At 58.2% G+C, this 18734-nt stretch carries 15 protein-coding genes; 7 read left to right on the top strand and 8 right to left on the bottom strand.

Annotated features, from left to right (window positions below; translation table 11 throughout):
* The first annotated feature begins 118 nt into the window (after window positions 1–118).
* On the top strand, window positions 119–3349 hold the full coding sequence (gene carB, locus MWU51_RS11275; protein WP_247037260.1) for a carbamoyl-phosphate synthase large subunit: 3231 nt from the start codon (window positions 119–121) through the stop codon (window positions 3347–3349).
* Window positions 3350–3437: 88 nt separating this feature from the next.
* Window positions 3438–3737 carry a hypothetical protein gene (locus MWU51_RS11270; protein ID WP_247037258.1) on the top strand — a complete coding sequence of 100 codons (300 nt, stop codon included), beginning with the start codon at window positions 3438–3440 and terminating at the stop codon, window positions 3735–3737.
* A gap of 36 nt (window positions 3738–3773) precedes the next feature.
* Here the strand turns inward: MWU51_RS11270 and MWU51_RS11265 are convergent, their stop codons facing one another.
* The 5 genes from MWU51_RS11265 to MWU51_RS11245 all read right to left on the bottom strand — a co-directional run bounded on the left by MWU51_RS11265 (window position 3774) and on the right by MWU51_RS11245 (window position 7845).
* The gene (locus MWU51_RS11265) at window positions 3774–4199 is read right to left on the bottom strand and encodes a GFA family protein (RefSeq protein WP_247037256.1); all 426 of its coding nucleotides are present in this window, start codon (window positions 4197–4199) and stop codon (window positions 3774–3776) included.
* 82 nt (window positions 4200–4281) lie between these two features.
* On the bottom strand, window positions 4282–4683 hold the full coding sequence (locus MWU51_RS11260; protein ID WP_247037254.1) for a DUF4864 domain-containing protein: 402 nt from the start codon (window positions 4681–4683) through the stop codon (window positions 4282–4284).
* Window positions 4684–4764: 81 nt separating this feature from the next.
* Window positions 4765–6162 (bottom strand): 30S ribosomal protein S12 methylthiotransferase RimO, encoded by a 1398-nt coding sequence (gene rimO, locus MWU51_RS11255; RefSeq protein ID WP_247037252.1) that lies wholly within the window; start codon window positions 6160–6162, stop codon window positions 4765–4767.
* A gap of 113 nt (window positions 6163–6275) precedes the next feature.
* Window positions 6276–6848: a GcrA family cell cycle regulator gene (locus MWU51_RS11250; RefSeq protein ID WP_247037250.1), complete on the bottom strand. Its 573-nt coding sequence runs from the start codon at window positions 6846–6848 to the stop codon at window positions 6276–6278.
* A 109-nt stretch (window positions 6849–6957) separates the two neighbouring features.
* Window positions 6958–7845, bottom strand: a complete 888-nt coding sequence (locus tag MWU51_RS11245) for a DMT family transporter (protein WP_247037249.1) — start codon at window positions 7843–7845, stop codon at window positions 6958–6960.
* A gap of 235 nt (window positions 7846–8080) precedes the next feature.
* Here MWU51_RS11245 and MWU51_RS11240 point away from each other — a divergent pair, with 235 nt between their 5' ends.
* Both MWU51_RS11240 and argF read left to right on the top strand, forming a co-directional pair.
* Window positions 8081–9265: an aspartate aminotransferase family protein gene (locus MWU51_RS11240; RefSeq protein ID WP_247037248.1), complete on the top strand. Its 1185-nt coding sequence runs from the start codon at window positions 8081–8083 to the stop codon at window positions 9263–9265.
* Window positions 9262–10188, top strand: a complete 927-nt coding sequence (gene argF, locus MWU51_RS11235; protein WP_247037247.1) for an ornithine carbamoyltransferase — start codon at window positions 9262–9264, stop codon at window positions 10186–10188. Before MWU51_RS11240 ends, argF begins: the two co-directional genes overlap by 4 nt.
* 105 nt (window positions 10189–10293) lie before the next feature.
* Here the strand turns inward: argF and MWU51_RS11230 are convergent, their stop codons facing one another.
* The 3 genes from MWU51_RS11230 to hrpB form a co-directional block, all read right to left on the bottom strand.
* Window positions 10294–11775, bottom strand: a complete 1482-nt coding sequence (locus MWU51_RS11230; protein ID WP_247037246.1) for an inorganic phosphate transporter — start codon at window positions 11773–11775, stop codon at window positions 10294–10296.
* Between the two features lie 134 nt (window positions 11776–11909).
* Window positions 11910–12368: an NUDIX hydrolase gene (locus MWU51_RS11225; RefSeq protein WP_247037245.1), complete on the bottom strand. Its 459-nt coding sequence runs from the start codon at window positions 12366–12368 to the stop codon at window positions 11910–11912.
* Between the two features lie 124 nt (window positions 12369–12492).
* The gene (hrpB, locus tag MWU51_RS11220; protein ID WP_247037244.1) at window positions 12493–14946 is read right to left on the bottom strand and encodes an ATP-dependent helicase HrpB; all 2454 of its coding nucleotides are present in this window, start codon (window positions 14944–14946) and stop codon (window positions 12493–12495) included.
* A gap of 103 nt (window positions 14947–15049) precedes the next feature.
* Between hrpB and meaB the strand changes: the two genes are divergently transcribed.
* The 3 genes from meaB (at window position 15050) to rpmB (ending at window position 18724) form a co-directional block, all read left to right on the top strand.
* Window positions 15050–16033, top strand: a complete 984-nt coding sequence (gene meaB, locus MWU51_RS11215) for a methylmalonyl Co-A mutase-associated GTPase MeaB (RefSeq protein ID WP_247037243.1) — start codon at window positions 15050–15052, stop codon at window positions 16031–16033.
* A 262-nt stretch (window positions 16034–16295) separates the two neighbouring features.
* The gene (locus MWU51_RS11210; RefSeq protein WP_247037242.1) at window positions 16296–18125 is read left to right on the top strand and encodes an ABC transporter ATP-binding protein; all 1830 of its coding nucleotides are present in this window, start codon (window positions 16296–16298) and stop codon (window positions 18123–18125) included.
* A 311-nt stretch (window positions 18126–18436) separates the two neighbouring features.
* Window positions 18437–18724 (top strand): 50S ribosomal protein L28, encoded by a 288-nt coding sequence (rpmB, locus tag MWU51_RS11205; protein WP_247037240.1) that lies wholly within the window; start codon window positions 18437–18439, stop codon window positions 18722–18724.
* Window positions 18725–18734 lie beyond the last annotated feature (10 nt).

The raw sequence follows: 18734 nt of genomic DNA, 5'->3' as shown, positions 1-18734 counted from the left end.
TTTCCTTACTTTCGATCCATCGTCCCCTTGCGCCTTCCCGTTCTATCTCTATAACCCACGACAATTTGCGCGCGGGTGAGAATCCCGACCGCGATCCAGTCTGCCGATGGGGGTCATCATGCCTAAAAGAACCGATATCAACTCAATCATGATCATCGGCGCGGGGCCCATCATTATCGGGCAGGCTTGCGAATTCGATTATTCCGGAGCTCAGGCATGTAAAGCGCTGCGTGAGGAAGGGTATCGGGTCATCCTGGTCAATTCGAATCCGGCGACGATTATGACGGACCCGGATATGGCAGACGCCACTTACATCGAGCCGATCACAGCAGAAGTTGTCGCGAAGATCATCGAAAAGGAACGCCCGGACGCGCTGTTGCCCACAATGGGTGGGCAGACTGGTCTGAACACCGCGTTGAAACTGGACGATCTGGGCGTGCTTGCCAAATACGATGTGGAACTGATTGGCGCGAAACGAGATGCCATCGAGATGGCCGAGGATCGCAAGCTGTTTCGCGAAGCCATGGATCGTCTTGGCATTGAAAACCCTAAAGCCACCATCGCCAATACCATGCAGGAATGTCTGGACGCGATTGATTATGTCGGTCTGCCCGCGATCATCCGCCCCGCGTTTACGCTTGGTGGCACCGGTGGTGGCGTGGCGTATAACCGCGAGGAATACGAGCATTACTGCCGCACGGGTCTGGACGCTTCGCCCGTCAGTCAGATTCTGATCGACGAAAGCCTGCTGGGTTGGAAAGAGTTCGAGATGGAGGTGGTGCGCGACACCGCCGACAACGCTATCATCGTCTGTTCCATCGAAAACGTGGACCCGATGGGCGTGCATACGGGGGATTCGATCACCGTCGCGCCGGCGCTGACATTGACCGACAAGGAATATCAGTTGATGCGCACCCACTCGATCAACGTGCTGCGCGAGATCGGCGTGGAAACCGGTGGATCGAACGTGCAATGGGCGGTAAACCCGGAAGATGGCCGCATGGTCGTGATCGAGATGAATCCGCGCGTGTCGCGGTCGTCAGCTCTTGCGTCCAAAGCCACCGGCTTTCCGATCGCCAAGATTGCCGCGAAACTGGCCGTGGGTTACACGCTGGACGAGCTGGACAATGACATCACCAAGGTCACGCCCGCCTCGTTCGAGCCGACCATCGACTATGTCGTCACCAAGATCCCGCGTTTTGCGTTCGAGAAATTCTCTGGTGCCAAGCCCGAGCTGACCACCGCGATGAAATCGGTGGGCGAGGTTATGTCCATCGGCCGCTCGATCCACGAAAGCCTGCAAAAAGCGCTGGCGTCGATGGAGACCGGCCTGACTGGATTTGATGAGGTCAACATCCCCGGCGCCCCCGATCAGGCTGCCATCATCAAGTCGATTTCTGAACAGCGCCCAGATCGTATACTTAAAATCGCGCAAGCCATGCGCTTTGGCATGTCAGATGCCGATATTCAGGCCTGCACAGCCTTTGACCCGTGGTTCCTTGCTCGCATTCGCGAGATCATTGAAACCGAAGCCGCAGTCAAGGAAAGTGGTCTGCCGTCGGACGAGGCTGGACTGCGCAAACTTAAGATGATGGGGTTCACCGATGCGCGCCTGGCCAAACTGACCGGCTTCAAAGAAAGTGATGTGCGCAACGCGCGTCGCAAGGTCGGTGTGAACGCAGTGTTCAAGCGTATCGACACATGTGCGGCGGAATTTGAAGCCCAGACTCCTTACATGTATTCGACATACGAAGCCCCCATGATGGGCGAGGTTGAGTGCGAGGCGCGTCCGTCAGATCGCAAGAAGGTCGTAATTCTGGGCGGTGGCCCGAACCGGATCGGGCAGGGGATTGAATTCGATTATTGCTGTTGCCATGCGTGTTTTGCGCTGACCGAGGCTGGCTATGAAACGATCATGATCAACTGCAACCCCGAGACGGTTTCGACCGACTATGACACCTCGGATCGGCTGTATTTCGAACCGCTGACGTTTGAACACGTGATGGAAATCCTGACGAAAGAGCAAGAAAACGGCACGCTGCACGGCGTGATCGTCCAGTTCGGCGGCCAGACACCCCTGAAGCTGGCGAACGCTCTTGAGGCGGAAGGCATTCCGATCCTTGGCACCACGCCTGACGCTATTGACCTGGCCGAGGATCGCGAGCGGTTTCAGGCATTGGTGAACCAATTGGGGTTGAAACAGCCTAAAAATGGTATTGCCTCGACCGACGCAGAGGCGCTGGCAATCGCCGAGGAAATCGGCTTTCCGTTGGTGATCCGCCCGTCCTACGTATTGGGTGGGCGCGCGATGGAAATCGTGCGCGATTTGGCGCAGTTAGAGCGTTACATCGCCGAAGCCGTGGTTGTATCAGGTGATAGCCCTGTCCTTTTGGACAGCTATCTGTCCGGCGCCGTTGAAGTCGATGTGGATGCGTTGTGCGACGGTGAAAGTGTGCATGTTGCCGGCATCATGCAACACATCGAAGAAGCGGGTGTTCATTCCGGTGACAGCGCCTGTTCGCTACCACCTTATTCGCTTAGCCCTGACATCATTGATAGCTTGCGCGAGCAATCCAATGCGCTGGCATTGGCGTTGAACGTTGTGGGTCTGATGAACGTGCAGTTCGCCGTCAAAGACAACGAAATCTATCTGATCGAGGTGAACCCACGGGCTTCACGTACCGTGCCTTTCGTAGCCAAGGCTGTTCTGTCGCCCATCGCGTCGATCGCTGCGCGTGTCATGGCTGGTGAAAAGCTGGATGCCTTTGATCTGGTTGATCCAGAGATTAACAGCTTTGCCGTGAAAGAGGCCGTGCTGCCTTTCGCCCGATTCCCCGGTGTGGACACTTTGCTTGGCCCCGAAATGCGTTCGACCGGCGAGGTGATGGGCGCAGACAAGGATTTCGCCATGGCGTTCCTCAAAGCCCAACTTGGGGCAGGGACCATACTGCCGACCGACGGCAACGTGTTTTTGTCGATCAAGGATGGTGACAAGACTGATCTTCTGGTCGAAACCGCCAAGATGTTGAAGGATCAGGGTTTTACTATTCTGGCCACCCGTGGCACCGCGTCGTTCTTGTCGAACAACGGGATCGATACCGAGACCGTCGCCAAGAACTATGAACCGGGGCGCAACATCATCGACCGCATGAAGGATGGCGAAGTTCAGTTGGTTCTGAACTCGACCGAAGGCACCCAGTCGGTGAACGACAGCCGAGAAATGCGCAATGTCGCGTTGATGGACAAGATTCCGTACTTCACCACACTTGCCGCCAGCCACGCCGCGTCGCGCGCCATGAAAGCGCGATCTGAGCGCGAGATCGAGGTCAAGCCGCTGCAAAGCGCATAGGGCAGCGAACGCAATGGGTCGGCAAATCATATGCCGACCTGCTCTTCGGCGTGTGATATGCTCAGGGGAATCCAGAAGGAGACCCCAGATGAAACACCTTTTTCCGCTGATTGCCCTTGGCTTGCTGACCGCTTGCGAGACCAAGACGACCACCACGCAAACCACAACCATGCTGCCCCTGTTCGGTGACGGCTATCGCGCGGATGGCGACCAATGCCGCCGCGTGGGCGAAAGTGCGGAAACCGTCGAGTATCTGGACCACACCGCAGACCTTGTAGCCTGTCCGGAAGACTACGAAGGGTTGGGTGTGTTCCAAGCTGACACCGGCGGCGTAGAGGTCGCGCGGATTGACGGCTGGGTATTGTTGAGCGTGTCACGCGAAGGGTAGCCGCAAGTCCGAACGTCATTGTAACGGCCCCAAGAGTTAGTCCTGCGGGGGTGCGTAAGCCGCAAAGACCTCTTCCCCGGTCATCATTTTTGTCTTTTCTGCCAGCGTGTAGAAATGGGGCTTGCTGTCGGTGAACACCTGAAGTGACAGGCTCAGGTCAGATGTATCGTCCAACAGACCCGCAGACATCAGGTAATCGTCTGCGTCAATGATGTGGTAAAACAAGTTGGTTCCACAGTTCTTGCAAAATCCACGCTCTGCCCAATCCGATGAACGGATCGTGCCGATGTAGTTTTCACCTTCGAACGAAACGTCTTGGCATGTGATCTCAATATATGGACCAGACGACCACCGACGGCACATGTCGCAATGACAGGCCGCAAGTGTAGGATTCTTTGAAGTGGCGCGGAATTTCACCTTCTCGCACAGACAATGGCCAGTAACCTCTTTTGCCTCTGACATGGTGTAGTCTCCTTTCCCGAGCAGAAATCATCACATGACTTTATCAGGAACAGACTTCCGACGCATCGTTCCTGTGATGAATTCAGGCAGTCAGGCCAGGCGTTTTCAACCTAAACACGCCATTGATCCGCCACTGGCCGTCGATCAAGACCATCTCGTATACGAACCAGAAGGGTGTTCCCTGTCTGTCTGTAACCTTTAGGCGTTGCATTGTGGCATTGCCCTTGTCCTCGCGGCCGAGGAACGTGAGCTCCGAGGGTCGCCAGACCATCGGATAGCTTCCACGCACCATGCTGCCGAAATTCTCGGCGGTGCCGAACATGGACCGGATGTTGGGCGACGCATACGTGAACGCGGTGTCGACATCATCCGCTTTGAAGGCATCAATCTGAAGTAAAATAACGTCTTCGATTGATACGTCCTGTGCTTTGGCCCCGAAGGGAAACAGCATCGTCAGGGCGAGTATGACGGCCAAAAGTCGCATCTCTAACACCTCCTATCGTGTAAAAGTATACGACGATGCGGCTTGATCGGATCACTTTGCTGCTATCGGGGGCAACATCGATCAGCTGTTGGGCAGTCGCCCCCACAGATCATATTCCCCTGCTTCATCGACCCCGACAGACACGATCTCGCCAACCTTCAACCCTTCTGTCCCCTCATCAATGAACAGATTTCCATCAATCTCGGGGGCGTCGGCTTTTGTGCGGCAAGTGGCGATACCGTCTTCGTCGATGTCGTCGATGATCACGTCCATAGTTTGTCCGACCTTGGCGGCCAGTTTGGCTTCGGATATCGCTTGCGCTTTCTGCATGAACCGGTCCCACCGCTCCTGCTTGACCTCGGCGGGCACATGATCCGGCAGATCGTTGGATCGTGCGCCGTCTACGTTCTCGTATTGAAAGCAGCCGACGCGGTCCAGTTGTGCCTCGTCCATCCAGTCCAACAGGGTCTGGAACTCAGCCTCGGTTTCGCCGGGATAGCCGACGATGAAAGTGGACCGCAGGGTGATATCGGGGCAGGTCGCGCGCCACGCCGCGATTTCATCCAGCGTTTTCGACGCGGCCGCCGGGCGGGCCATGCGCTTCAGAACGTCGGGGTGGGCGTGTTGGAACGGGATATCCAGATACGGCAGGATCAGCCCGTCTGCCATCAGCGGGATCAACTGGCGTACATGTGGGTAAGGGTAGACATAATGCAGCCTGACCCAAAGGTCGCGCCCAGTACCAAGCGTGCCAAGATCGCGCGCCAGATCGGTGATATGTGCGCGGTGGCCCCGATCTTCTGCGTGTTTGGTATCAACTCCATAGGCCGAAGTGTCTTGACTGATCACCAGCAGCTCTTTCACCCCTGCCTCGACCAGCTTTTCCGCTTCACGGATCACCGCATGGGCAGGGCGGCTGGCGAGATTCCCGCGCATATCGGGGATGATGCAGAACTTGCACTTGTGATTGCAGCCCTCGGAAATCTTCAGATAGCTGTAATGGCGCGGGGTCAGCGACACGCCGGTCGCGGGCAGCAAGTCCACAAACGGGTCAGGCGATGGCGGAACCGCATCGTGCACGGCATCCAGCACCTGTTCATACTGGTGCGGGCCGGTGACGGCTAGAACGCTGGGATGGGTGCCGCGGATATAGTCCTCCTCTGCGCCCAAACAACCGGTGACGATCACCCGCCCGTTTTCGTTCAGCGCCTCGCCAATCGCTTCAAGACTTTCGGCTTTGGCGGAATCAAGAAACCCACAAGTGTTCACGATCACCGCATCCGCACCGGTGTAATCCGGGCTGATTGCGTATCCTTCTGCGCGTAAACGGGTCAGGATGCGTTCGCTGTCAACCAAGGCCTTGGGGCAGCCAAGGCTGACCATACCGATGGTGGGCTGGCCATCACGGACGGGTTCGCGAAACCGTGGTTTGGGTGCAAGGTCAGGGCGCAGATTGGGTGGATTCACAGGATTTGTCATGGCGCGCATATAGCTTGCATGGCGAGTCTTGGAAAGCACAACCACGCGACACCACAACGTCATGAAAAAACGCGCCAGATGGGGCGCGCTTTTGAAACTGTCGTTTCGCTGGCTTACCGTTTCCGGTCGCGGCGCGAGGACATTGGCTGGAACGCCACGCCTACATGCGCCTCGCAATAGGGTTTGCCTTGCTGCACGGGCAGGCCGCAGAACCAAAACTCCTCGGTTGCGGGGTCCCCGATGGGCCATTTGCAGGTCCGCTCGGTCAATTCCATCAGGTGCAGCTTCTTCGCGCCCTTTTCAACCTCGCGCACCGAAGCCAGGGCCTCGGGGCTGATCTCGTTTGCTGAAGGTTGCGGGGGCAGGGGTTGACCCGCCGGAATGATCTGCTTGCGCGCCGGGATCGGTTTTGTTTCCGCTGCAGGCCTGGAAGCAGGCTCGGCCGCTTTCTTAACGGCCGCTTTTTTCGGCGCGGGCTTCGGCTTGTCCGCAGCTTTTGGTGCGGCTTTTTCCTTGGCAGGTGCTTTCGACCCACCACCGGACCGGTTCGATAGGCCAAGGCGATGCACCTTGCCGATCACGGCATTGCGGGTCACGCCGCCAAGTTCTTTTGCGATGACAGAGGCAGATTGCCCCTCGCCCCACATCTTTTTCAGGATTTCAACGCGCTCGTCGGTCCAGGACATATTTCTTCCCGTTCTTGGGGGCGGACCGTTGTGTTATCCCAACGGCCCAGTGAATTCACAAGCGGCTATTTTAGTCATAGTGCCGGGGGATACAAGCGCAGAAGCGGCATCAGTTTGCCCTGCGACCTTCGCGCCAGACCAAAAGGACACCGCCCGCGATGATGATTGCCGCTCCAAGCAGGCTGGTGGGAAGGGGAATGACGCCGAACACGCCGAAATCATAAAGGCCCGCGAAAACCAAGGTGGCGTAGGAGAACAGTACGGCAAAGCTCGCTTCGGCACGTTTCATGGATTGGATGAAGCACGTTTGCGCAAGCGCCATCATGAAGCCAAGCGCGACGAGGGCTGCCCATTGCGCGGGCGTCGCAGGCGCCCAGACCCAGATCACCGCCATTGTTGCCACTGTCAGACCGATCCCATTGTTGATCCACAGGATTTGCAGCGGGGCTTCCCGCCCGGTCAGGCGTTTGATCAGAGTGATCTCCAACCCCATGACCATGGCGGCGGCCAGTGCCAGAATTGCAGCGGGATGAAAGCTACCCGCACCAGGGCGGATCAACACGACCGCTCCGATCAGCGCGATGGCTGCCGCGATAAAGCGCCACGGCCCCACGCGTTCACCCAAAAGTGGAATGGCCAATACCATGGCAAAAACCGGATTCAGGAAGCTGATCGCCGTCGCGTCTGCCAGCGGAATGAAGGCCACGGCCGCGAACATCAATGAGATACCGGTCCATCCCGATATGGATCGGGCGATGTGCAAGGGGATATTCGTGCTGCGCAGCGCAGGCCGTTTAAGCATGACAACCATTGTGATGGCCAGAAAGGCAAACAGAAACCGCCCATGACTGATTTGCAGGGGATGCAGTGGGTCGCCCAGGCTATCGCGACCGACGAGCTTTGCCATCAGTGTAGTGCCTGCAATTAGTGACGATGCCAGCAGCATGAAACCTGCAGCGGCCAATGGGTTTTCAGCGGGGGTGGGGCGCGTTTTCATTCAACCCGCTTAAGGGTTTGGTGACGTTCTGAAAAGGGTGGACAGGCGGGTTTCCTTCGCGTAAGTCCGCCCCATGATCAAACGCTCGCATATCGCTGAGACCCGACGCCGACGCACCCGCGCCTGACGTCCGCCTTCGTTTGATCCCGCGTCGTTGACGCGCACCCTTTCCGAAATTGTTGACTTGAAGCCCGCCATACGGCACCCAAAGGCTTCTTTTACAAAGGATACCGACATGATCCCGTCGCTTCTTCCCACATATAACCGTGTTGACCTTGCGTTTGAGCGCGGGCAGGGCAGTTGGCTCGTGACCGAGGGGGGCGAGCGATACTTGGATCTGGGGGCCGGTATCGCGGTAAACGCGCTAGGACACGCCCATCCTGCCTTGGTCGAGGTGCTGACCGAGCAGGGGGCCAAACTGTGGCACGTATCGAACGTCTACACCATTCCGCAGCAGCAGAAGCTGGCGGACAAGCTGGTGGATTTGACCTTCGCTGATACCGCATTTTTTACCAATTCGGGCACCGAAGCCTGTGAACTAGCCGTAAAAATGGCGCGCAAGTATTGGCATGAAAAAGGTCAGCCAGTGCGGTCGCGCATCATCGGGTTTGATGGCTCGTTCCATGGTCGCTCCTCCGCTGGAATTGCAGCGGCAGGAGGGGAAAAGCTGACCAAGGGGTTTGGCCCACTTCTGCCCGGTTTCACCCACCTGCCGTTTGGTGATCTGGACGGGCTGACAAATGCACTGTCCGAGGACGATGTTGCCGCCGTGATCATCGAACCCGTGCAGGGCGAGGGCGGCATTCGTCCGGTGCCGGATGATGCGCTGAAGGCCATCCGCGCGGCCTGCGACAAGGTCGGCGCGTTGTTGATCTTTGACGAGGTCCAATGCGGAATGGGGCGAACGGGGCGATTGTTCGCGCATGAATACTCCGGTGTGACGCCTGACATCATGATGGTGGCCAAGGGCATCGGCGGCGGCTTCCCATTGGGCGCTGTTCTAGCAACCGAAGAGGCTGCTAGCGGTATGGTCGCAGGCACGCACGGATCCACCTATGGCGGCAACCCACTGGCCTGCGCCATCGGCGCCAAAGTGATCGACATCATCGCCGATCCAGACTTTTTAAGCGAAGTGAACCGTAAAGCGGGGTTGCTACGCCAAAAGCTGGAAGGCTTGGTGGCCGCCTATCCGACTGTGTTCGAAGCCGTGCGCGGATCGGGCCTGATGCTGGGCCTAAAATGCAAAGCCCCCAATACGAATGTTCTGACCGCTTGTTACGGTGCAAATGTGTTATGTGTGCCAGCAGCAGACAACGTGCTACGCATCCTGCCCGCCCTGACCATTGAAGACGAAGAAATTGCCGAGGCCGTCACGCGCCTTGAAACCGCTGCGAAGGCTGTGGAGGGCCAAATCCAATGACACATTTTCTGGATATCAACAAAACTGACAAAGCCGAACTGACCAGCATGATGTCCGAGGCACATCGCATTAAGCAAGCCCGTGCAGGCAAGCCCAAAGGGGCTTTGGACGATGAACAGCCGCTTAAAGACCATATGGTTGCGTTGATCTTTGAAAAGCCATCGACACGGACGCGCGTCAGTTTTGATGTGGGAGTGCGCCAGATGGGGGGGCAGACCATGGTGCTGTCAGGGTCCGAGATGCAATTGGGCCATGGTGAAACAGTGGCTGACACCGCCCGAGTGCTCAGCCGCTATGTCGATATGATCATGATCCGCACCTTTGAGGAAGCGACGCTGCTTGAAATGGCGGAATACGCCGACGTGCCGGTGATCAACGGGCTGACCAACCGCTCGCACCCTTGTCAGATCATGGCGGATATCCTGACCTATGAAGAGCATCGTGGGTCGATTGCTGGTAAGAAAGTGGTCTGGGCAGGTGATGGTAATAATGTCTGCGCATCGTTCCTGCATGCGGCGGGCCAGTTCGGGTTCGATGTGACCTTTACCGGCCCGGAAGTGCTGGACCCGGAAATGGTGTTTATGAACGAAGCGCGAGATAAAGGTGCCAATATCGAGATCGTGCGCGATCCGGTGCAAGCTGTGCAGGGGGCCGATCTGATCGTGGCAGATACATGGGTGTCGATGCATGATGCGCCCTCGGCCCGTGAGCGTCGCCACAACTTGTTGCGCCCCTATCAGATCAATGATGCGCTGTTGGCACACGCCAAACCTGATGCATTATTCATGCATTGCCTTCCGGCCCACCGCGAGGAAGAAGTCACCAATGCGGTCATGGACGGCCCACAATCGGTGATTTTCGACGAGGCCGAGAACCGGCTTCATGCGCAGAAAGCGATCATGCGCTGGTGCTTGGGCGCTTAATTCCTGACAGCCAGGCTGAGCAGGGGCGTTGCCCCTACGGCGCCACGCAACGCGTAGCACCTACCCCAGGATATTTAGGGCCAGAAGAAACCCGGCGGGCAGTGATCAGGACACGATTGTGTTCAGCACAAAGAAGATCAGTGCTGACATCAGGGCGGCGGCGGGCACGGTGATGACCCAGGCGGCCACGATGGTCATGAAATGCGACCGGCGCACCAGTTTGCGACGGCGGCGTTCTTCGGGAGCGATGCGTTTGACTTCGGGTCGTGCTGCCGAGGAGCGGCGGAGGCGACGCTCCATATGGTATTCGCGATAGAAGCCGACGCCGAAGACGCCACCGACTGCAATGTGCGTTGAGCTGACGGGCAAGCCCAGCCAGCTTGCAACGATCACAGTGATGGCGGCAGACAGGGCGACGCAATAGGCGCGCATCGGGTTTAGCTTGGTGATCTGGCTGCCGACCATCCGGATCAGTTTCGGACCAAACAGCATCAAGCCGAAGCTGATGCCAAAAGCCCCGATCACCATAACCCATGCCGGGATCGAGACTTTGTCAGCGAAATCGCCGACGCTTTCCACATGCACAATAGCTGCCAGCGGTCCAACCGCGTTTGCCACATCGTTCGCTCCGTGGGCAAAGGACAGAAGGGCGGCCGAGAAAATAAGGGGCAGGGCGAACAGCGTTTTCAGGGATTTTGTGCGGTTCTCCAATCCTTCAGCCTGACGGGCAATCAGCGGGGCCGTTATGACATAAGCGACCGCCCCCACACCGGCACCGATCAAGAGGGCGGTGCCCAAGTCAATCTTGACGATTCTTTTCAGGCCTTTGATAGAAAGATAAGCCCCAAACGCTGCTGCCATGATGCCAATTAGCACCGGAACCCAGCGTTTTGCGGCGGCAATCTTGTCGTCTTGGTAGATAATCTTGTGTTTGATCAACGCGAGGAACAGCGCAGCAATTGCACCACCCAAAACGGGTGAAATAACCCACGAGGCGGCGATCTTGCCCATGGTGGGCCAGCTGACGGCAGCAAATCCGGCTGCGGCGATACCCGCACCCATCACGCCGCCCACGACCGAATGAGTTGTCGAAACCGGAGCCCCAACCCAAGTCGCGAGGTTCACCCACAAGGCCGATGAGATCAGTGCGGCCATCATTGCCCAGACGAACGTGCGGGATTGATTGAAGCCGGAAGGGTCAATGATGCCCTTCGAGATAGTTGAGACCACGTCGCCACCCGCCAAAAGCGCGCCGGCGCTTTCACAAATGATTGCGATGACAATGGCGCCCCCCATGGTCAAGGCGTTTGCACCCACCGCCGGCCCCATATTGTTGGCAACATCATTGGCTCCGATGTTCAAAGCCATGTAGGCACCGAATGCAGCGGCGATAACGACAACGAGGGATGTTGGTGTTTGACCGAATAAAACAGCAGCGGCGAGGGCAGCGATGACGATAAATGCGAGGGCCACACCCATGCCGACCAATGGTCGCGAGACATATTGCGTGGCGTATTCGACCTGGCTGATCCGGTTCAGGTCCTTATCCAGTGTTTTCCACTGGCTGCCGCGTTTTTCTGCGCCCATCCGTGGCCCCCTGCCTCGCGTGTTGGTACATGGCTGATACACAGCCGTTACAATTCAGCGCCTGCGCTAGACTGTCAGGGCTGTGATTGCAACAGATTCGGACGCTTCCGACCCGCGCTTTCAGAGAGTGTGGCTTAGAATTCCTGCAGAAGCTTCTGAAGGTCTTTTTCTTTGACCATATCCGCCGCTTGATTCGCCGAGACCCACGTCCGTGTGCGTTCATCGGCTTCGGGGAAGTCATCGGACAATTTTTCGACTTTCAACGGGAAAACGGTGGTCGTACAGCGTGCAATGCCGCCGAAATCCATTTCTTTGTCAGACTCAAAGGCACCGATTGGGGCATGGTCCAACTGACCTTCTGACACACCAGCTTCTTCCCATGCTTCCTGACGGGCTGCTTCGGCGGCGTCTTTGCCATCCATTGGCCAGCCTTTGGGCAGGATCCAGCGCCCGGTGCCACGAGATGTCACCAACAGAACTTCTTTATCGTCGCCAGATCCACGATAGCAAAGAGCTGCGACTTGCACCCGGTTGGGGCGTTGGAACATGGGGGCGACGACCTCTTTCCAGGCCTGTTTTAGCAATGAAGACATTTTTTGCACCTGCGCTTTATGAGCTTTGCTCAATTATTATTGTAGATGTTAAGATATGGTATTTATGGGGTAAAATGCAAGTATTGCACCAAAACAGGGCGTTTTACGCCCAACTTTGTCGTGATCAGCCCTTTCGTTGTTTGGCCCGCAAGGTTGGATCGGCTTGCGTCGGATCATCGGGCCATGGGTGTTTGGGGTATCGCCCGCGCATGTCTTTTCGCACGTCCTGATAGCTTGTGGCCCAGAAATTCGGGATGTCTGTCGTTGTCTGGACCGGTCGTCCGGCAGGTGACAAAAGTGTGACGCGCAGAGGAGTTTTTCCGATCATCGGATGCTGGGTCGTGCCGAACATTTCCTGCAGTCGCAGGCTAATTTCAGGTATCTCGCCAGCGTAGTCTATCGGGATTTTGCGGCCCATTGGCGTAACGAAATGGGCAGGAGCTTCACGGTCAAGCAGCGACATCTGTGCCCAATCCAACCGCGCTCGCAGGGCGTCCAGCAGGTCGAAGCGTTTCCAATCCGATGTAGTCTTGACGCCGGTCAGATGCGGCAGCAGCCAATCCTCCAGACTGGCCAGCAATGCAGCGTCGGACATGTCCGGCAGCTCCGCCCCGCCCACGCGCAGAAGTTCGACCCGCGCGATGAAGCGGCGGGCCGCGTCTGAAGGGCGCAATCCCAGCTCATGAACCCCGTCCAGCATGGCGTGCGCAACGACCTCGTCTGGGACATCCTTCCACATGCGATCATCCATTACGACGGCGCCCAAGCATTCCTGGCGGCGCGCAACCACTCGCCCATCGCGCTTGGACCACGCACAGTGATCGACCCAGATAATGTCAACTTCAAACAACTCGCGCAGCTCTGCTTCGCTGATCTGGATGGACTGTCGGATTCGAGCGTCGCGCGGGTTGCCATCAGTGTCGGTGACAACAATCAGACGGGTGTTGGCCAGTGGATCGCCTTCGTCCGTCACTGCCCCTTTGCCGCCGGACAGAACGAACCGGGGTGCATCCCCCGGACGACGCAGCCCCACGCGATCGGGATAGGCCAGCGCGGCCATCTGGGCATCGCTCAGGTCTGAATGAGCGGGTTTGACCAACTTGCGCAGGCGCCGAGCTTCTGACCGGATACGCTCGATCACACCACGATTGGCCGCGAAGCCACGACGAGCGGCAAAGCCTTTCGGATCGCGGATTGCCTCAAGCCTGAGCGACAGATCGGTTGCAGCCGCCCGTGGCAGAGGGTCACGCTCGCCCCAAAGTGCTGCAAGATCGGCGGCGTCTGGACCGGCCTTGGTCAACATATGCCCAAGACGCGGGTGCATGGGCAGTCGGGCCAATGTCCGCCCATGCGATGTGATGCGCCCTTCGGCATCTAGCACCTCAAGCGTCTGAAGAAGCGATTGCGCCTCGGCCAGCACACCAGCATTCGGGGGCGTCAGGAAGGCAAGCCCGTCTCCGTTGGGTGACCCCCAGGCCGCAAGCTCCAAAGCCAGAGGGGCCAAGTCGGCGGTCTCGATCTCGGCGGGTGGAAAGGGGGGCAGCCCACCTTCTTCCCCCTTCGTCCAGAGCCGGTAACAGATGCCTGGTGCCACACGCCCCGCGCGTCCCCGTCTCTGCTCAGCCTCAGCTTTTGAAACACGCTCTGTTACCAGCCGCGACATGCCCGAACCAGGGTCGAACCGGGCGCGGCGCGAAAGACCTGCATCAACCACCACACGGATGTCCTGTATGGTTAGCGATGTTTCCGCAATGGATGTGGCGAGCACGATCTTGCGGCCCGAAGTCGCCGGGGCAATCGCCGCGCGTTGAGCTGCAAAGTCCATCGCGCCAAACAGTGGGTGCAGATGACAGTCTGCTGGCAAGTCAGGGCGCAAGGCGGCTTCGGTGCGTCGTATCTCGCCTTCGCCGGGCAGAAACACGAGGACGCCACCTTCGGTTTCGGATAGTGCCTGACGCACAAGTGTGGCGGTTGCATCGGGCAGGCGAGTCGTTTTCGGCAGTGGCGCGGGCAGATATTGGGTCTGGACTGGAAAAGCGCGCCCGTCGGATCGCACGATGGGCGCATCATTCAAAAGTTGCGCCACAGGGTCCGCATCCAGCGTGGCGGACATCACCACCAATTTCAGATCGTCGCGCAAAGCCTGAATGGCTTCCCATGTCAGAGCAAGGCCAAGATCCGCGTTCAGGGATCGTTCGTGAAATTCGTCGAAGATCACCGCGCCTATTCCTGCCAGTGATGGGTCGGATTGCAGGATCCGGGTCAGAATGCCCTCTGTAACAACCTCGATCCGGGTTTCTGCGCTGACCTTGGCTTCGCCCCGGATGCGATAGCCGACTGTTTTGCCAACCGGCTCATCCAGGGTCTGTGCCATGCGTTCGGCGGCGGCGCGGGCGGCCAGGCGGCGCGGCTCCAGCATCACAAGCTTGCCTTCGAACACCGCGGCGTCAAGCAAGGCCAGCGGCACAACAGTGGTTTTACCGGCCCCCGGCGGTGCCATGAGCACGGCGCGCCCGCATTGTCTAATGGCGACGAGCAGGTCGGGTATGGCGTCCTGGATGGGCAGCGTATCACTCATGCCCCCTTATCAACCGTCATGCACCTATCGTCCAGATGTGGTCGTTGGACCTCTGGACAGATGGTCCCATGCGCGGCATGACTGTCGGAAAGCTGGAGGCAACATGGACATTCACGATCTGGCAAAGCGTGTGCAGGCGGGCGAACGGCGGGCCTTGGCACGAGCTATCACCTTGGTTGAGAGCGGCCGCGCTGATCACCGTGCACAAGCAGGTGAGTTGCTGGATGCCGTGGCACCTTTGGGTCGTCAGGCTCTGCGGATTGGTCTATCGGGCACGCCGGGGGTGGGTAAGTCTACCTTTATCGAAGCCTTCGGAATGTTCCTTATCGCACAGGGGCTAAAGGTCGCCGTTCTGGCGGTCGATCCCAGCTCGGCCCGGTCAGGTGGTTCTATCCTTGGCGATAAAACCCGCATGGAGCGTCTGAGTCGCGAGAAAAACGCCTTTATCCGCCCCTCACCCTCGCAAACGCAACTGGGCGGGGTGGCACGACGCACCCGCGAAGCGGTGGCGTTGTGCGAGGCGGCGGGTTTTGACGTGGTGCTGATCGAAACCGTAGGGGTTGGGCAATCGGAAACCATGGTTGCGGAAATGTCCGACTTGTTCCTTCTACTGCTGGCCCCGGCGGGTGGGGACGAGTTGCAGGGCGTGAAACGTGGCATCATGGAAATTGCCGACCTAATTTTGGTCAACAAGGCTGATGGCGACCTGAAACAAACGGCGATGCGCACCTGCGCCGACTATGCAGGCGCGCTGCGCCTGTTGCGCAAACGCGTCTATGATCCGGAAGGGTTTCCCAAGGCGATGACCGTATCGGCAGTCACGCAGGATGGCCTGACAGACGCATGGGATGCTATGCAGGCGCTGATCGCATGGCGTCGCGAGCACCACCACTGGACCAAGCGGCGTGAGCAGCAAGCGCGACATTGGTTCGAAGAAGACGTGCGCCTCGGGCTTCTATCTGTCCTCGATCAGAAAGACACGCGCGCCCGGATCGACACACTTGGCGGGCAGGTGGCCAATGGCCAGATATCGGCCAGCCGCGCGGCCGAAGACATCCTTGCCCGGCTTCGCCCGCGCAATGGCTGATCAAATGACCGGCTTCTTCTGGCCAAAATATCCTGGGGTGAGCGGCTCTGCCGCGAGGGGCAACGCCCCTCACTAAATGACAACGCGTCTCGCCGGGGTTGATCAGCGCTAACAACTGGGATAGCGTTCCTCCCAGAACATGAAGGAGAGATGCCGGATGCGAAATTTCAGGACCCTATATCAAGCGTAAGTCGCGGTCCTGATGGGCTGTCGTCAGCCCCGTCCATCACATCTCTATCCCCCAAGCGCACGGAGCGCCTTCATGTTTCGTTTCTTTGAAAATCTCGTCGACCCATTTGCCCCGCATGACATGGGCACGCCACCAAAGACCCTTTGGCCTTTCTTCAAGTCGCAGCTTGGACCATTCCGCAAATGGATGATCTGGATGGCGCTGACCGGGGTCCTTGTCGCACTGATTGAAACCGGCCTGATATTCTATACCGGGCGGGTTGTGGACTTGATGAACCTATCCTCGCCGGAAAGTTTCTGGTCCACCAATGGTTTTGAACTACTGTTGGCGGCGGTGTTCATTATCTTGCTTAGGCCGCTGGCGATCACGCTGAACCGGTTCTTTCTGGAACAAACACTAGCCGGAAATATGCAGGAGCAGGTGCGTTGGCGGGCACACCGGCATCTTCTGGGGCAATCATTGGGTTTCTTCCAAAATGACTTTGCCGGGCGTCTGTCCAACCGTGTTATGCAACTTGGCCCGGCGGTTGAAGACAGCACCTATATGTTCTTCGAAGGCATTTTCTATGCCACCACCTATGTTCTCAGCGCGATGGTGATCTTAGGGCAGGTCGACATTCGCTTGGCGCTGCCCTTGGGGATCTGGCTGGTGTTCTACGTGCTTTATGTGCGCTACATCGCCAAGCGCGTATCTGTGGCGTCGGAAAAATGGTCCGATGCACGGTCACTGGTCACCGGTCGGATCGTGGATGCCTATGCAAATATCGAAAGCGTGAAGCTGTTTTCGCAAGGCGCGGGCGAAGAACGTTATGCGCTGTCCTCGCTTAAACGCCTCCGTCTGCGGTTCCAACGTTTCTTGCGACTGATGACCGAGTTGAGTTTCGGGCTGAACCTGTTGAACGGCCTGCTGATCGTCGGCGTTCTGGGTGCGGCAGTGTGGCTTTGGACGCAAGGTGAAGTGTCTGTGGGCGAGGTGGCCGCTGCGTCCGCGCTTGTGGTGCGTCTGAACGGCATGTCGGGTTGGATCATGTGGGTCACGATCCGCCTGTTTGAGCATATGGGTGTCATCCGCGAAGGTCTGCGATCAATCGCCGTGGCGCACGAGTTGAAGGACGCCAAGGATGCCAAGGACCTTGTGATCCAGGATGGTGAAATCGCCTTTGGTGGTCTGACGCATCACTATGGCAAGGGCTCCGGCGGGCTGGACAACATATCCTTGACCGTGCACCCCGGTGAGAAAGTCGGATTGGTCGGGCGGTCAGGTGCGGGCAAGTCCAGCCTGGTGAACCTTCTGATGCGGTTCCGTGATCCTGAGGATGGGCATATCCTGATCGACGGGCAGAATGTATCCGATGTGACGCAAGACAGCCTGCGTGCGCAGATCGGGATGGTGACACAGGACAGCAGCCTGTTGCACCGCTCGGTGCGAGCCAACATCCTTTATGGCCGCCCCGATGCGTCCGAGGACCAGATGATCGCTGCAGCCAAGCGCGCCGAAGCGCATGAGTTCATCCAAACGCTGGAAGACCCGCAAGGACGTCGTGGTTATGACGCCCATGTGGGCGAACGCGGTGTGAAACTGTCGGGCGGCCAACGTCAGCGCGTCGCCATTGCGCGGGTCATGCTTAAGGATGCGCCAATTCTTGTGCTGGATGAAGCGACATCCGCCCTGGACAGCGAAGTCGAGGCCGCAATCCAGAAGACGCTTTACGGGATGATGGAGGGCAAGACGGTGATCGCCATCGCGCACCGCCTGTCCACTATCGCCCAGATGGACCGGATTGTCGTCCTAGACGAGGGCCGTATCATCGAAAGCGGTAGCCATGACGAGCTGTTGGCGGCAGGTGGGACATATGCGGGATTGTGGGATCGGCAGTCGGGCGGATTTCTGGGCGAGGACTGAGGCGGGTGTCTGCGGCGGCTCACGATGTGAGCCTTGGAGGGGCCTTGCCCCTCTGCGCTCTGCGTATTCATCCCAAGATTTTTCGGGCCAGAAGAAACAGCGAGGAATGGGTTTGCTTGGGGTGGTGGAAATTCCTGCCGGAACCGGGGCACGACTCACTTGACGCGCCGGGGGAAGGGGTCTAATTACCGCGGACGGAATTCGGGGCGCTGCGAGTGCGGCGCCCGTTTGTATTGACCGGCTGGACGTGAGCGGCGCGAGGGCGTGCCGAACATCTCACCAATCTGGCCCGAGAGAGCAAGGAAAAGACCATGTCGCGCGTTTGCGAATTGACCGGAAAAGGCCCGATGACTGGCAACAATGTCAGCCACGCCAAAAACAGAACCCGCCGCCGGTTTCTGCCAAACCTGAACGATGTGACGTTGCAGTCGGAAGCACTGGGCCGTGGGTTCAAGTTGCGCATTTCGGCCGCTGCGCTGCGTTCGGTAGATCACCGTGGTGGATTGGATGCGTATCTGGCGAAGGCCAAAGACGTTGAGCTGTCGGCCAACGCGCTGAAGATTAAGAAAGAAGTCGCGAAAGCTCTGGCAGCCGCCTAAGCCCACCCGC

This window comes from Aliiroseovarius sp. F47248L, from assembly GCF_023016085.1.
Classification (GTDB): Bacteria; Pseudomonadota; Alphaproteobacteria; order Rhodobacterales; family Rhodobacteraceae; genus Aliiroseovarius.
The sequence above is the reverse complement of the archived record's forward strand: the minus strand, read 5'-3'. Positions and strand labels throughout refer to the sequence as shown.